This is a genomic window from Streptomyces sp. NRRL F-2580, from assembly GCF_000720115.1.
GTDB lineage: Bacteria > Actinomycetota > Actinomycetes > Streptomycetales > Streptomycetaceae > Streptomyces.
In genome coordinates this window covers 137,019-151,673 of record NZ_JOIR01000018.1, presented here as the reverse complement: position 1 = coordinate 151,673, position 14,655 = coordinate 137,019, and the positions used below count along the sequence as shown (strand labels likewise).

Below are 14,655 nucleotides of genomic sequence, written 5' to 3'. Positions count from 1 at the left end.
GCCGCGGCCCGGCCGTTTCCGTTTCAGACCGCGGTCCGCCTGCGCAGGCGGATCGCCGCGGCGTTGCGGACGCGGCCGGTGCGGGCGCTGGTGGCCAGCAGGTGCAGGGCCTCGTACGAGGTGAGCGACTGGGCGGCGGTGCGCTGGCACCAGTCGGAGGCCGCGGTGAGCTCCGCGGCGGACCAGGTCTCGCCCCGGGTGATGGCCTTGAGCAGGATCCACTCCCGCAGCCGGCGCTCGGGGAAGGCCCGCCCCGCGAGCGCGTCGGCCATCGCCCGGGCCCAGGCGGGGAAGGCCTCGTCGGCGAGCAGCCGCGCCGCCCTGCGGTCGAGGTGGGTGACCACGGCGCTCTCGGCCATCACCGGATCGGGATCGCGCAGCACGGCGGCCACGGCCTCGGCTTCGGCGCTCTCCCCCGGCGCGACGGCCAGCGCCTCCAGGTGGCGGCCGTAGCGCCAGTGCTCCGGGGGCCTGGCGGCATCGGAACGGTTCATCGGGCGACGCCTTCGCGCACGCGCCCGGCCCGGCCGGCGTCCGGCACGACCAGGACCCGCTCCGGCACGCCTATGGCGGGTCGCCGCTGCTGCTTTCCTCTCCCCATGGCACCCATTCCACACGACCCCCGTGAACGGCCTGTCGCCAGGGTGCCGTCGGGGCGTTCTCAGCCTGCCGGCGCCAGCAGCAGCGACTCCGCGCCGACCGGCCGGTATCCGGCGGCCTGGAAGGCGCGGATGCTGCGCGCGTTGCCGGCGGCCTGCTGGGACCAGACCGGCTGCCCGTCGGGGACGAGGTGGCGGGCGGCGCGGGCCAGTTCCCGGCCCAGGCCCCGGTGCCGGACGCCCTCGTCCACCTCGATCGCCGTCTCCCAGCGTCCCGCGACGCCCCGGCCGAGGACGAGGACTCCGCCGTCGGCCGACCAGACCCGTACGTCGTCACGGCGCTTCAGGGCCCGCCGCACCCGGGGGTGGTCGGGGTCGGCCATCTCCCGGAGCTCCAGCGGGGGTTCGCCGGGCAGCGGGTCCGCGACGGTGAGCAGGTCTATCGTGTCGGTGCTGCGTCCGGTGCGGTCCAGCAACGCGGCCAGGAAGCGGGCGTTCATGGTGGCCGCGAGCGCGTCGCAGTCGAGGGCGGCGAGGGTGGAGCGCACCCAGTCCGGGTCCTCGTCGGTGAACACCACGGAGTGCGCGGTGAAGGCGATGACACCCGCGTCGCGCCGGTTCTCTTGCGGGACCACGGTGGTGGCGCCGTCCGGCGGCGGGAACCGCCCCTCGGCCGCCGCGTCCAGGATCTCCGTCAGCGTTCGCCCCATGCCGTCAGCCCTGCCGCTCGCGTGCCATGTCCGCGCTCCTGATTCGTGGTTGCTACACATGGTCTCAGGTGCGGTACGGGGCCGTTCGGCCGGGGACGGCGGAGAGCCGGGGACGGCGGAGAGCCGGGGACGGCGGAGAGCCGGGCCGCGCCGTACCCGCCGGGGCACCGGCCCTCCGCCGCGCGGTCACTCCTCTTGCGCCCGGCGGTTCGGGCGGGTCTCGTGCGCCTCGTGACCGCCCGCCCCCTGGCCGCCCTCGTGCTCGGGCTCGGGCAGCGGAGCCCCGGTCTCCAGCAGGGTCTTGAGGCTCGACGCGAGCATCGGCCAGGCCCGCCCGCACATGCCGATCAGGGTGCCGCCGGGCTCGAACCCCTCGTGCAGGATGGTCAGCCGTGCCAGGGTCTCGCCGACCGGCTCGATCTCGTACGTCACCTTCGTGCGCCGCTCCTTGGCCAGTTCGGCCCGCAGCTCCTCGCCGATCCCGACCGAGGCCGCCCACTGCGGGGTGAAGGTGTGCCAGGTGTAGGAGAGCACCCGGTCCGGGATGCAGTCGAGGACCACCTGCTCGGGGTCGCTGGTGCGGGCCCCGCGCTCGACCCAGTCCATCGCCGAGCCCACCGCCCAGTCGGTCTCGAAGGTCAGGCCCCAGTACCGGCGGGTGAGGGCGGGGTCGGTGAGAGCCTGCCAGACCCGGGCGGGATCGGCCTGGATGTACAGGGTGTAGGTGATCGCACTGTCGCTCATGGCCCCATGCTGCGGGACCGGGGACGGCTGACGCCGGATTTCCCGATCATGGCGGTCGCCGGGGCCGGGACGGGGCCGCCGCGTCACCAGCGCACGCCGTCCTCCGGGAGTTCCGTGGGCGGCGTCCGGGTGGGGACGGGGAGGGACAGCCGGGCGCGGGCCGTGTGCACCGCCGCGAGTTCCTGCGCGCCGGCCGGGCCCCAGTCGCTCAGCTCGCGGACCTGTTCGGGAGTGGCCAGCAGCCGGGCGTACGACGGGTCCGTGGCGGGCGGGAGGCCGGTGAGGCGGGCCGCGGTACGGGCGTGGGCGCCCTCGCCGACCCGACGGTAGCCGAGCGCGACGGCCCCGGTGGTCGATCCGGCCCTCGGAGGCGGCAGATGGGCCGTGCCGGTGGCCCGCGCGATCAGGAGCAGCACCCGGCCGTCGGGGCCGAACAGCCAGCCGCAGTGGTCCCGTACGGGCAGCTGCGCCGGGACCGGACCCGGATGCCAGGTGCCGTGCTGCGGGGTCCGCCGGGTACGGAGCACTCCCAGCCGGTCGAGGGCGGTCGGCGCGGTGGGGCGGCCGTCCTCCAGCAGGGCGGTGCCGGAGCCGTTGATGCGGGCGCGCAGGGCGGACAGGGCGCGGCGGGCGTCTCCCGCGTCCATCAGGGCGGGCAGGTCGGCCGGCTCGGCGAAGTGGATGCCGAGGATCTCCTGGTCCGGGAGCCGGACGGCGGCGATCCGCTCGGCGGTCCAGGTACCGCCGTCGTAGACGTGCAGGATCTCGCCGGGAAAGCGCATCGCGGGGGCGAAGCCGGGGGTGTCGGCCGGGATCCAGTCCACGGCGAGGCCCCGCGGGTAGCGGCCGTCGATGCCGAGTTCCTCGCGCAGCTCGCGGGCGGCGGCCGCGGAGGGTGCCTCGCCCGCGTCCACGGCTCCGCCGGGGAGCAGCCGGTCGGCGCGGTAGTCGACGCTCTGGACGAGGATCCGGCCGTCGGTGTCGGTGACGAGGACGACGGCCGCGGTCCACACGGCGGCGCGCGAGGCGCCGTACTCCTCGGGGGTCATCCAGGTGCCCGCCCGCTCGGTCCCGGCCTGATCGGTCCCGGCCTGATCGGTCCCGGCCTGATCGGCAGGAGTCTGCTCGACAGCGGTCTGATCGATCTCCGCCTGGCCGATCTCGGCCTTGTCGATCTCGGCCTGGTCGATCGCGGCTTGGTCGATCGCGCCCTGGTCGGTCAGCTGCGGCATCGGACTCCGTTCACCGTGGGTGGACCCGCCGGCTGTGCAACAGCGGGCGCGGCCCCCGGGTTACGGCGGCCCCCGCGCCACCGCCTCCGACCCTCGCCTTTGCCACCCCTATACCTCCTTATTACGCGGTTATGCCGTCCTTGGTACCTTCCGCTGGCGGACTGGCGGCATGAAAACCGCCGGTCCGACCACGTCACCGCCCCGCACCGCACCCCACCCGGCCGGACCGAGGAGAGACCCCCCATGCGACGCGCTTCCCCCACGGAAGCCGCGGCTTCGCTCACGGCCCCGGCAGCCGGCGGGAGCGGCGGCCGGCTGGCCGGGGTGGACGCCGTGCGGGGTCTCGCCGTCCTCGGCATGTTCGCCGTGCACGTCGGCCCCGGCCCGCGACCCGAGGGCGCCGGTTACCTGCTCGTCGCGGCCGACGGCGCTCTTCACCCTCCTCGCCGGCTTCTCGCTGGTCCTCGCCCAGCACGGCCCGGACGCGGCGCGGCAGCCCGACAGCTGGGACCGGCGCTGGCGTCCGCTGCTGATCCGCTGCGCCGTGCTCGCCGTACTCGGGCTGTTCCTTGCCTCGTTGCGGCCCGGGATCCAGGTCATCCTGGCCTTCTTCGCCGTGTACTTCCTGGCCTCCGAGCCCTTCACCCGGCTGTCGGCACCGGTGCTCACCGCCGTCGCGGGCGTCTCCGTGCCGGCGGGGCCGCTGCGGTCGTTCCTGCTGGGTCCGGTCTTCGGGTACGGGTCGTCCGGGCGGGGCCTGGTCCCGCAGGCCGCCGACCTGGCGAGTTGGTCCGGGCTGGGCACGGTGGTGTGCGAGCTGCTGCTCACCGGGGCGTATCCGCTGGCCACTTACTTCCCGTACGTCCTGGCGGGAATGGCCCTCGCCCGGCTGTTCGACGTGCGGGAGCGGGCGGCGGCACGGCGGATGGCGGGGTGGGGCACGGCGGCCGCGGTCGCCGGATACGGCTCCGCCTGGCTCGCCTCCCATGTGTTCGGGTCCCGGCAGCGACTGCTGGAGGCGATCGCCCTCCACCACCCGGAGGCCCTGGCCGCCGCCGACCCCGTACGGGAAGTACTGAGCGGGCAGTTCGGCGCCGTGCCCAGCACCTCCTGGGGACTGGCTGCTGGTGGCCGATCCGTACAGCCAGACCCCGCTGGAGACCCTGGGCAACGCGGGGGTGGGATGCGCCCTGATCGGCCTGTGCGCCCTGGCAGCCGGCACCGGCTGGGCGCGCGCCTGCTGTGGCCGCTCGCGGTGCTCGGGGCGATGGCGCTGAGCGCGTACGTGCTCCACGCGCTGGTGCTGGCCGGTCCGGCGCACGGCGCCGCGTCCTGGTCCGCCTGGCTCGTCTTCAGCGGCACGGCGCTGGCCCTGACGTGGGCCTGGCAGCGGATCTGGGCGGACAGCCCACTGCGCCGCGGCCCGGTGGAACACGCGCTCCGCCTGGCCACGCGGGCGGGGAGCCGCACGCTCCTCGGCGGCTCGGGGCGCGGAAGGTGACCGCGGGGGGTGGCGCGCCCCTTCAGCGGTGGAGCCGCTGCGTCCAGTCTTGCGGAACCCGATCGGCCGGTCCCGGCACCGACTGGTCCGCGGGATGGCCGCCCGGCGGCGCCAGCTCCGGCCCGGACTCGTACATCTCGTTGCGGCCGTAGTCCCAGAACCAGTCCTCGCCCGGTTCGAAGCTCTGCACCAGGGGGTGACCGGCGGACTTCCAGTGGGCGGTGGCGTGCTGGGCCGGCGACGAGTCGCAGCAGCCGACGTGGCCGCATTGGGCGCAGCGCCGCAGGTGGAACCACCAGCCGCCCACCGCGTCGCAGTCGGCGCAGCCGGTACCGGTGGGCGGGACGCTCGGGTCGATTCCCTTGATGTCGGTCATACGGGCTCCTCGGCGGTCTCGGCTTCGCTCTCGGTCCCGGCTTCGCTCTCGGTCCCGGTCTCGACCTCGGTCTGGGTTTCCGGTGCGGTCAGCGGCAACAGCACCTGGAATCGGGTGTCGCCGGGCTCGGACTCGACCTGGAGGCTGCCGTGGTGCTTGTTGACGACGATCCGCCAGGAGATGTCCAGGCCCAGACCGGTGCCCTCACCCACCGGCTTCGTGGTGAAGAAGGGATCGAAGATGCGGCTGCGGATGTCGGCCGGGATGCCGGGCCCGGTGTCGCGGAACTCCACCAGCAGCCGGTCCCCCTGGCGCGCCGTGTGGACCGTCAGCGTGCCCTCGCCACCGGTGCTCCCGATGGCGAAGACGGCGTTGTCGATGAGGTTGGTCCACACCTGGTTGAGCTCCGCCGGGTAGGCGGGCACGTCCGGGAGGGAACGGTCGTAGTCCTTGACCACCCGGATCCGGCGACCGATCTTCCCGGACAGCATCAGCAAAGTGCTGTCGAGGAGTTCGTGGACGTCGACGACCCGGTGCGGGGCCCGGTCGAGCTGCGAGTACTGCTTGGCCGCGTCCACGAGGTGGGAGATGCGCGTGGTGGAGTCGTCGATCTCGTCCATCAACAGCTCGGTCTCGACCGAGTAGTTGAGCCAGCCGATGGCCGCCGGCAGGATGTCCTCCGCCACGGTCGCCGCGACCTGGTCCAGCCAGTCCGTGTCCAGTCCGGCCTGTACGAAGGTCGGCGCGATCCGCCAGCCCTCCTGGATGCCGTGGTCGTCGAGCCAGTCGGTGAGCTCGTCCTCCCGGTCGGAGGCCTCCAGCGGGCTCAACACCGGCGCCTTGGCGACGCGTTCGACGGTGCGTTCCTGGATCTCGATGAGGTCGGCGATGGTCTCGCGGGAGTAGCCGCCCTGGGAGATGACGGCCAGCTTGTGCCGCATCTTGCCGACCCGTTCGCGCAGGGTCGCGGTGGCCCGGACGGCCGCCGCGGCCGGGTTGTTGAGCTCGTGGGTGAGTCCGGCGGACAACGATCCGAGGGCCTGGAGCCGTTCGCGCTGACCGATGGCCCGCTGGGTGTTCTTCGCGCCGAAGAAGAGTCCTTCCAGCAGGTGGGCGGCCATCGGGAACCATTCCTGCATGAAGTCCGCGAACGACTGCGCGGGCAGCACGAAGAACCGCGTCCGCTCGGTCACCCGCATCGAGTTGGTGTACGTCTGCGGCACCCGGTCGCCCAGGTAGGCCTGCATGGCTCCGGCGTACACCCCGCGCTGCGAGGTCCGGCTCACCTCGACGTCGTCGCCGCCGACCCGGCGGAACAGGACGACGGTGCCCTCGATCATCACGTAGAAGCAGGTCGCCGGGTCGCCTTCGGTGTACACGGGACCGGCTTCGAACCGTTCCACGCGCCCCTCGGCGCACAGCCGCCCGAGCTGCTCCGGGGACAGCTTCTCGAACAGGAACAGCGAGGCGATCTCCTGCGGGCTGCAGGGCATCGCCTGCCCGCTCATGACTGCTCCAGGTACCGGTGGACGAGCATCACGGCCATGGCTCCCTCTCCGACGGCGGACGCGACGCGCTTCGCTGACCGGGCCCGCGCGTCGCCGGCCACGAACACGCCGGGAATGTTGGTCTCCAGGTGGTACGGAGGCCGGTCCAGCGGCCACTCGGCCGGTGGCCGTCCGTCCGCGGTGAGGTCCGGTCCGGCCAGGATGAAGCCGCGTTCGTCGCGCAGCACCGTGCCGTCCAGCCAGTCGGTGCGCGGGGCCGCGCCGATGAAGACGAACATCCACTGCGCGTCGACGCGTTCCGTCGCGCCGCTGTCCACGTCCCGCAGCACCAGCCGTTCCAGGTGCTCCTCGCCGTGCGCCGCCTCGACGACGGTCCGGGTGCGCACCGAGATGTTCGGCGCCTCCTGGATCTGCTGGATCAGGTAGTACGACATCGACGCGGTCAGGGACTCCCCGCGCACCAGCAGCGTCACCGACTTCGCGCCCCGCGCCAGGTACATGGCGGCCTGCCCGGCGGAGTTGGCGCCGCCCACGATGTAGACGTCGTACCCCTGGCAGGAGGAGGCCTCGGTGAGCGAGGAGCCGTAGTACACCCCGCGGCCGGTCAGGTCCGCGCAGCCCGCTGCCTGGAGCTGCCGGTACGACACGCCGGTCGCCAGGATGACGCTGTGCGCGGCGACCGACGAGCCGTCGGAGAAACGGACGACGCGCGCCGGGCCGTTGACCTCCAGCCCGGTGACCTCGCGCGCGGTGAGGATCTCGGCGCCGAACCGGCCGGCCTGGCGGCGGGCGCGTTCGGTGAGCTGGCCGCCCGAGACGCCGTCGGGGAAGCCGAGGTAGTTCTCGATGCGGGAGCTCTGCCCCGCCTGCCCGCCGGTGGCCGACCGCTCGACGAGTACGGTACGCAGCCCCTCGGAGGCTCCGTACACGGCCGCGCCGAGCCCGGCCGGGCCGCCGCCGATCACGACGAGGTCGTAGAACTCGGCGGTCGGCGTCGTCGCGAGGCCCACGTGGGCGGCCAGGTCCGGCGCCTCCGGCTCGACCAGTACGGTGCCCTCCGGGGTGATCACCAGCGGCAGCCGCTGCCCGTCGACCCCGGCCGCCTCCAGCAGGCGCAGTCCCTCGGGCTCGTCGGAGGAGTACCAGCGGTACGGCACCTGGTTGCGGGCCAGGAACTCCCGCACCTGCGAGGAGCGCGCCGACCAGCGGTGCCCGACCACCTTGGTGGCGGGTACCGGCCGGTAGTCGCTGGATCGCCAGGCGGTGAGCAGGTCGTCCACGACCGGGTAGAGCTTCTCTTCCGGCGGGTCCCACGGCTTGAGCAGGTAGTGGTCGAGGTCGACGACGTTGATCGCGTCGATCGCCGCGTTGGTGTCGGCGTACGCGGTCAGCAGCACGCGCCGCGCGCCCGGGTACACGTGCAGGGCCTGCTCGAGGAACTCGATGCCGTTCATCTGCGGCATGCGGTAGTCGGCCAGGATCACGGCCACCAGGTCGCCCCGCAGCTTCAGCTCGTTCAGTGCCTCCAGGGCGGACTGACCGGACTCGGCGCGCACGATGCGGTACCCGGCGCCGTAGCGACGCCGCAGGTCACGGGCGACGGCACGGGAGACTCCGGGATCGTCGTCCACGGTCAGGATGACGGTCCGTGCTGGGTCGGCGACCTCTGCCATACGTCTCCCACGACGGCCTGGACCGGCGGCACGGCGGGCCGCCCGCCCCGGTTCCCGCCCATCGTATGTTCGATCCTCCGGATCCGCTCCGGGAGCCGGTCCCGGGAGCGGCGGTATCGGCACCCGCGCCGCCGCCACCGCAACCCGAGCCGGTGTCGGCCCCGCAGGGGTCCCGCCGCCGCCCCGACCGCACCGGACGGGATCGATCGGTTCGAATGACCACGACATCCACCCGACCGCCCGCCATCATGGTCGCCATGGACACACCGAGCACCGACTGGGTCACGATCACGGCCTACGAGCACCTGGGGCGCCTCCACCCGCTGGCGGCCGCCCGCGCTTGACTGCGCGACCGTGGCATCGACTGAATGCCGTTCGATCCGGGCGACGTCCGCTGCGACTTGTCCTGCGGCATCGGCCCGGACGGCCACTGGCACGGCTGGTTCACCGTCCGCGTCCATGCCGACGCACTGCGCGGGCTCGGCCTGCATCCCGACCAGCCCACTGCCGGGATCACCCGCCCCTCCCCGCCCGGCTGGTGGCACGCCGCCGCTGAACGCCATGCCCTCCGAGGACCATCCCGTCCTCCCGGCCCGAACGCGGTGCGGCGCCGTTCGACCTGGTAGGAACGGCCTGCGCGTTCTCGTTCTCGCTGCTCCCCCGGGCCGGATCATCCGAGTGGCTTCGGCCCGGCTGACCGGTGGGGGTGGGGCGGTTCGGTTGGATGGGTGGGGCGGGGCTCGACCGGGGTTCCGTACAGCCCTTCATCCCCAGGGAGTTGCCATGGCGAAGATCGCCCTCTTCGGCGCGACCGGCAGCATCGGAACCCAGGTGCTGCGCGAAGCGCTCCGGCGCGGCCACGAGGTCACCGCCGTCGTACGCGATCCCGCGAGGCTCGCGGACTCGGGCGGCGGGGCCACGGCGGTGGTGCGCGGCGACGTGCTCGACCCGGCGTCCGTGGCCGGGGCGGTGGCCGGACAGGACGTGGTGATCAGCGCGGTCGGCCCCGGCTCCGGGGACCCCGCCGTCCTCGTGGCCGCCGCGAAGTCGCTGATCGGCGGGGTGCGTTCGCTCGGCACGGACACGCCCCGGCCGCGGGTGGTGGTCGTCGGCGGGGCGGGTTCGCTGCGCACCCCCGGCGGCCCGCTGGTCTGGGACCAGGCGGGCGTCCCCGAGCCCGTCCTGGCCCTGATGCACGCCCACGGGGACGCCCTGGACTTCCTGCGGACCGTGCCCGTGGAGGAGGTCCACTGGACGTGTCTGAGCCCGGCCGCGCAGATCGCTCCGGGCGAGCGCACGGGGACGTACCGGCTGGGGATCGACGACCAAGTGGTCGACGACGAGGGCCGCAGCCGGATCTCGACGGAGGACTACGCCGTCGCCGTGCTCGACGAGATCGAGCTGGACGCGCACGCGGGCCGGCGGTTCACCCTCGGCTACTGAGCGCCGCACAGGCCCCGGCTCCCCCGTGGGATGGGTCCCCGTGGGCTGCTCCCCGTCGGGTTAATGGGTGGATGGGTCTGCGCCGGATACTTACAGTGACGAGGCACCACGTCGTCGAGCAGGAGCGGATCATGCGCACCCACTATCCCCGTACGCCGCACCTGCCCTGGTCCCCCGGGGCCTCGGCGGACGACGTCCGGGCCGTCGGACTGGAGGGGCTGGCGGGGCGCGAGGTGGTGGTGACGGAGAAGCTCGACGGGGAGAACACCACCCTGTACGCGGACGGCCTGCACGCCCGCTCGCTCGATTCGGCGCACCATCCCTCGCGGGCATGGGTCAAGGGGCTCCAAGGCAGGATCGGCCCGGGGATTCCGGCCGGCTGGCGGGTGTGCGGCGAGAACCTGTACGCCCGGCACTCGATCCCGTACGAGGACCTGGACAGCTGGTTCTACGGGTTCTCGGTGTGGGACGGGGACCACTGCCTGGACTGGGACCGGACCGTACGGTTCCTGCGGGGCCTCGGGGTGCCCACGCCGCGCGTGCTCTGGCGGGGCACCTTCGACGCGCGCACGCTGCGCAAGCTGAAGCTCGACACCGCGCGGGAGGAGGGCTACGTCGTGCGGACGGCGGCCGGTTTCGCACGCGAGGACTTCGGGCGATGCGTGGCCAAGTGGGTGCGGGGCGGGCACGTGCAGACCGGTACGCACTGGATGTTCGCCGAGGTCGTGCCCAACGGGCTCGGTCCGGCGGCCCCGTTGTGGGCGGTGCGCTCGGGAGCCGAGCCGGACCTGGCCGGGCTGGCCGCCGCCGTCGGGGCGGACGGGGCCGCCGATGACGCCGGGCGGGATGTGGCGGCCGGTGAGGTGGCCGAGGCCACCGCTCGGATCGACGGGGCGGGGCGGCGCGGCGAGGACCGGCTGGCCGGCGTGCTGGCCGCCCTGCTGCGGCGCGAGCCGCGCGGCCGGATCGCGGCGCGGCTCGCGGCCGGGCCGGCCGGGATGGGACTCGCGCGCCGGGTCGCCGACCTGGTGGGCCTGTACCCGTACGTGCAGCGGCCGTTCCCCGACGCGGACCGGCGGGCCGGGCTGGTCCGGATGGCCATGGCGGCCGATCTCGGGGTGCTGCACGCGCTCGCCGGGGCGCTGGCCGACGGGGCGGAGGCGCGGGAGTCCGTGGAGTGGTCCGCGCTGTGGGCGGAGGAGGCGGGGCTGCTCGGCGCCGAGGACCCGCTGGAAGCCTTGCGCGCCGCGCTGCGGGAGCCCCTCGCCGGGCTGGAGGCGGAGGCGGCGGACCGTTGCTGGGCGGAGGCCCGGCGCGCGTTCGGGCAGGGAAGGATCGCGGCCGCGCGCCTCGGCCGGGGTCCCGGAGTCGGCTGCGTCGCCGTCGAGGAGGCGGTGGCGGCGACCTGGCAGTGGCGTGACGGAACGTTTCCCCGACTGGTGCAGCTCAGCGGCCCCTCGGGCAGCGGGAAGAGCACCTTCGGCCGCGGCCTGCCCGGCGTGGACGCGTACATCAGTCTTGACGACCTGCGCTCCGCCCGGGGTTCCCGCGCGGACCAGCGGGCCAACGCGGACGTGCTGAGCCAGGGCCTCGACCGCCTCGACGCCGCCCTCGCCCGGGGCGGAACCGTGGTGTGGGACGCGACCTCGCTCACCGACCAGCAGCGCGGCCTGGCCGGCTCGGTCGCGCGGCGCCGCGACGCGCTGGTCACCCACGCCGTGGTGCTGGTCGACGAGCCGGAGCTGCTGCGCCGCAACGCCGTGCGCACGCACCCGGTGCCGGATCAGGTGTTGACCTCCCAGCTGCACCGGTTCAGTCCGCCGTACGCCGGCCAGGCGCACCGCACGTGGTACATCGGTGCGGGCGGGGACGTCGAGGACACGGCGGGCGGCCTCGCGGACGGCCCGGATCCGATCTGCGGGGAGTTCTGATGCGTACCAGTGAGCAGCTCTACCACCAGGTCCGCTGGGACCCCCGGTTCGATCCGGCGCGGTTCGTGCTCGGCCTGCTCCAGCGCGGGGCCGCGCCGAAGCGGGTTCCGCTGCCCTCCTTCGTACCCGGCGGCGACATCCCCTGGCACCGGGTGCTGTTCGTCGAGGCGGACGGCGAACTCGTCTGGAACCGGGCCACCGGCGTGGACCGGATCGATGTCAGCGCGGCGGGGCGGGTCCGCGATCCGCGCCTGCTGCGGGCTCCGTTCTTCACCGCGCGCACCCCGTACGCGTGGGACCCGGCCGACGGCGGCGCCTGGCGGCCCGCGCAGCCGCCGCCCCCCGGCACCGCGGCGGGCCCCGCCGCGGTGCGGCTGCTGACCTGGAACACGCTCTGGGACCGGTACGACGCCCCGCGCATCGCCACCGCCCGGCGCAGGCCGTTGCTGCTGGCCGATCTGGCGGCCGCCGACGCCGACGTCATCGCGCTCCAGGAGGTCGAGCCCGAGCTGGTCGGCATGCTGCTGGCGGCGCCGTGGGTGCGGGCCGGGTACACCCTCGGCACGGATCCCGGCGGCCGGGACGTCGCCGAGTGCGGGCTGCTGGTGCTGAGCCGGCTGCCGGTGCGGGAGGCTGCCATGCACCTGCTCGGCAAGCACAAGGCGGTCACGGCCGTGACCGTGGACACCGCGGCCGGCGCCCTGGTCGTCGCCGCCACGCACCTCACCAGCGACCACACCGAGAACGGGCACCTGCGGCGGGACGCCGAACTGGCCCGGCTCGCGGAGGGCCTGGGCGGCATCGACGCCGCCGTGGCCCTGCTGGGCGACTTCAACGACGGCCGCCACGGGGCCGAGGGGCCCGCGGCCGCGCTCGGCATGCGGGACGCCTGGGGCGACGTACACGGGGCGGCGGACGGTACGCCGACCTTCGATCCGGTGGCCAACCCGCTGGCCGCGGTGGGCTCGCTGTCCGGGCGGGCCGCCCGGCTGGACCGGATCCTGCTCGGGTCCACGGGGGCGCGGGTGACGCGGGCGGCGCTGCGCGGCGACGCGCCCGCCGCGGAGGGGCTGTTCGTCTCCGACCACTTCGGTGTCGAGGCGACCGTGGAGTTCGGGGCGCCCGGCGGCGGCCCGGCGCGGCTCGACGTACCGGCGACCGCGCGGACGGCCGTGGCGTGGCTGCCGCCGCAGCTGCCGGAGGCGGTGCGGGAGGTGCGCGAGCGGCACGACCCGCAGGCCGGCCGCTGGCCCGCGCACGTGAACCTGCTCTTCGGCTTCGTGCCGGAGTCCTCCTTCGACGAGGCCCTGCCGCTGCTGGCCGAAGCGGCCGCCGGGACGGCCCCCTTCGACGTCCGGCTGGAGGGCGTGCACAGCTTCGGGCACCGTGAGGACGCCACGCTCTGGCTGGATCCGGCGGCGGCCGGTGAGGGGCCGTGGCAGGAACTCCGGCGCGCCCTGACGGAGCGGTTCCCGGCCTGCCGCGGGCGCGCCGAGGGGTACACCCCGCACCTGACGCTCGGGCGCAGCCAGGACCCGCAGCGGGCGGTCGCCGAGTTCACGGCACGGCTCCGCGGCGCCGTGCCCTCGCGGGTCGGAGAGCTGGCGGTGCTCTCGCGGCGCGGGGACGGACCGATGCGTGTCCGCGCGACGGTGGCACTGGGAACGGGCGAGGTGCGCTGGGAACCGGAGCCGGAGCCGGAGCCGGGCCCGGAGCCTGAGTCCGGTGAGGCGCACGGTCGTACGCCCGCCCGGGCCGAGCAGGTCACCGCCCGCGTCCGGGCCGCCCTCGGCGGGGCACAGGTGCACCTGGCCGGATCGCGCCGGATGGGCTGCGCGCTGCCGGAGGCCGACCTGGACCTGGTCGCGGTGCTGCCCGGGCCGGACGAGGTCGGCGCCGTACGGGACCGGCTGGCGGTGGCCCTGCCCGAAGCCGGGCCGCTGCGCGAGGTGACGGGGGCGCGGGTGCCGGGTCTGCGGTTCCGCGTCGGGGCGCTGCCGGTGGACCTGGTGACGGTGGCCGCCAACGGCCTGGAGCCCGCGCAGGCGGTGGCGCGGCGGGCGGAGCTGGGTGAGGCGGCCGCCGTCGCGCTGAGCGCGGTGAGCGACGCCGACGCCGTACGGGAGCGGGTGGGCGCCGAGCACGCCGCCTTCGCCCGGCTGGCGCGGGAGGTGAAGGCGTGGGCGCGGGCCCGCGGGCTGGACTCGGCGCCGTTCGGCGGGCTGCCGGGGCTGGCCTGGGCGGTCCTCGCGGCGCGTACGGTCCAGGAGGCCGGGTCGCCGGCCCCGGACGACCTGCTGCGGGAGTTCTTCGGCCGGTGGGCCGCCTGGGACTGGCGGGAGCCGGTCGGGCTGCTGCCGTCGGTCGCGGCGACGGCGGACCCGGCTACGGCGGAGCCGGCCGCGGCGCGCGGGCAGGACACGGTCGCGGCGGGCAGCCCGGACCCCGTCACGGTCATCGATCCGGTCACGGTGCTCACGCCCTCGGAGCCGGTGCGCAGCTGCACCGCCCAGGTGGGGCCGGGCCTGCGCGACCTGCTGGTCCAGGAGTTGTACCGGGCCTGGGAGCTGCTGGAGGCCGGCCCCGCCGACGCCGGCCGGGCCCTGGTGGCCCCGCCGCCGCTGCACCGCCGGCACGCCGCCTGGGCGGTGGTGAGCGTACGTGCGCCCGGCGGGGAGTTCGAGGAGACCCTGGGCCGCGTGCGGGGGCGGCTGCGGGCGCTGCTCGGCGCGCTGGAGGGGGCAGGTGTCACGGACGCGCACGCCTGGCCGCGCCCCTTCGAGTCCGCCCCGGGCCTCGCCCGTTACGCGATCGGCCTCGGCTCCGCCCCGCCGGACGCGGCGGACCTGGCCGCGCTGGCCGGCCCGTGGCGGGCCGGCCTGCCGGGGGTCGAGGTCACCCGGGCGGCCTGCGGCGAGGTGCCGGACCTGACCTAGAT

13 protein-coding genes are annotated in these 14,655 nt (G+C 75.0%); 6 read left to right on the top strand and 7 right to left on the bottom strand.

What is annotated here, in order from left to right; genetic code table 11:
- Positions 1-23 precede the first annotated feature (23 nt).
- The 4 genes from IF88_RS0121540 to IF88_RS0121525 form a co-directional block, all read right to left on the bottom strand.
- Positions 24-494 carry a hypothetical protein gene (locus IF88_RS0121540; RefSeq protein WP_030714743.1) on the bottom strand — a complete coding sequence of 157 codons (471 nt, stop codon included), beginning with the start codon at positions 492-494 and terminating at the stop codon, positions 24-26.
- Between the two features lie 167 nt (positions 495-661).
- On the bottom strand, positions 662-1,309 hold the full coding sequence (locus IF88_RS0121535) for an N-acetyltransferase (RefSeq protein ID WP_030714742.1): 648 nt from the start codon (positions 1,307-1,309) through the stop codon (positions 662-664).
- Between the two features lie 186 nt (positions 1,310-1,495).
- A complete protein-coding gene (locus IF88_RS0121530) occupies positions 1,496-2,053 on the bottom strand; it encodes an SRPBCC family protein (RefSeq protein ID WP_078893036.1) in 558 nt (185 codons plus the stop codon).
- 83 nt (positions 2,054-2,136) lie between these two features.
- Positions 2,137-3,285, bottom strand: a complete 1,149-nt coding sequence (locus tag IF88_RS0121525; protein WP_234323631.1) for an NUDIX domain-containing protein — start codon at positions 3,283-3,285, stop codon at positions 2,137-2,139.
- 544 nt (positions 3,286-3,829) lie between these two features.
- Between IF88_RS0121525 and IF88_RS0121520 the strand changes: the two genes are divergently transcribed.
- The gene (locus tag IF88_RS0121520; RefSeq protein ID WP_030714736.1) at positions 3,830-4,786 is read left to right on the top strand and encodes a hypothetical protein; all 957 of its coding nucleotides are present in this window, start codon (positions 3,830-3,832) and stop codon (positions 4,784-4,786) included.
- Positions 4,787-4,808: 22 nt separating this feature from the next.
- Here the strand turns inward: IF88_RS0121520 and IF88_RS0121515 are convergent, their stop codons facing one another.
- From IF88_RS0121515 to IF88_RS0121505, 3 genes are read right to left on the bottom strand one after another with little or no spacing between them, the layout of a single operon-like run.
- Positions 4,809-5,162, bottom strand: a complete 354-nt coding sequence (locus IF88_RS0121515) for a UBP-type zinc finger domain-containing protein (protein ID WP_030714733.1) — start codon at positions 5,160-5,162, stop codon at positions 4,809-4,811.
- Positions 5,159-6,670, bottom strand: coding sequence for an ATP-binding protein (locus tag IF88_RS0121510; RefSeq protein ID WP_051837264.1), 1,512 nt, complete (start codon positions 6,668-6,670; stop codon positions 5,159-5,161). Before IF88_RS0121510 ends, IF88_RS0121515 begins: the two co-directional genes overlap by 4 nt.
- A complete protein-coding gene (locus IF88_RS0121505; RefSeq protein ID WP_030714729.1) occupies positions 6,667-8,343 on the bottom strand; it encodes an FAD-dependent oxidoreductase in 1,677 nt (558 codons plus the stop codon). Before IF88_RS0121505 ends, IF88_RS0121510 begins: the two co-directional genes overlap by 4 nt.
- Positions 8,344-8,558: 215 nt before the next feature.
- Between IF88_RS0121505 and IF88_RS49060 the strand changes: the two genes are divergently transcribed.
- The 5 genes from IF88_RS49060 to IF88_RS0121485 all read left to right on the top strand — a co-directional run bounded on the left by IF88_RS49060 (position 8,559) and on the right by IF88_RS0121485 (position 14,653).
- Entirely contained in the window at positions 8,559-8,687 is a 129-nt protein-coding gene (locus IF88_RS49060) for a hypothetical protein (protein ID WP_267884508.1), read from the top strand.
- A 24-nt stretch (positions 8,688-8,711) separates the two neighbouring features.
- The gene (locus tag IF88_RS43810) at positions 8,712-8,969 is read left to right on the top strand and encodes a hypothetical protein (RefSeq protein WP_078893035.1); all 258 of its coding nucleotides are present in this window, start codon (positions 8,712-8,714) and stop codon (positions 8,967-8,969) included.
- Positions 8,970-9,126: 157 nt separating this feature from the next.
- The gene (locus IF88_RS0121495; RefSeq protein WP_030714727.1) at positions 9,127-9,786 is read left to right on the top strand and encodes an NAD(P)-dependent oxidoreductase; all 660 of its coding nucleotides are present in this window, start codon (positions 9,127-9,129) and stop codon (positions 9,784-9,786) included.
- A gap of 131 nt (positions 9,787-9,917) precedes the next feature.
- The gene (locus IF88_RS0121490; RefSeq protein WP_030714725.1) at positions 9,918-11,717 is read left to right on the top strand and encodes an RNA ligase family protein; all 1,800 of its coding nucleotides are present in this window, start codon (positions 9,918-9,920) and stop codon (positions 11,715-11,717) included.
- Positions 11,717-14,653 (top strand): poly(A) polymerase, encoded by a 2,937-nt coding sequence (locus IF88_RS0121485; RefSeq protein ID WP_030714722.1) that lies wholly within the window; start codon positions 11,717-11,719, stop codon positions 14,651-14,653. The genes IF88_RS0121490 and IF88_RS0121485 overlap by 1 nt, the downstream gene beginning before the upstream one ends.
- Positions 14,654-14,655: the final 2 nt, after the last annotated feature.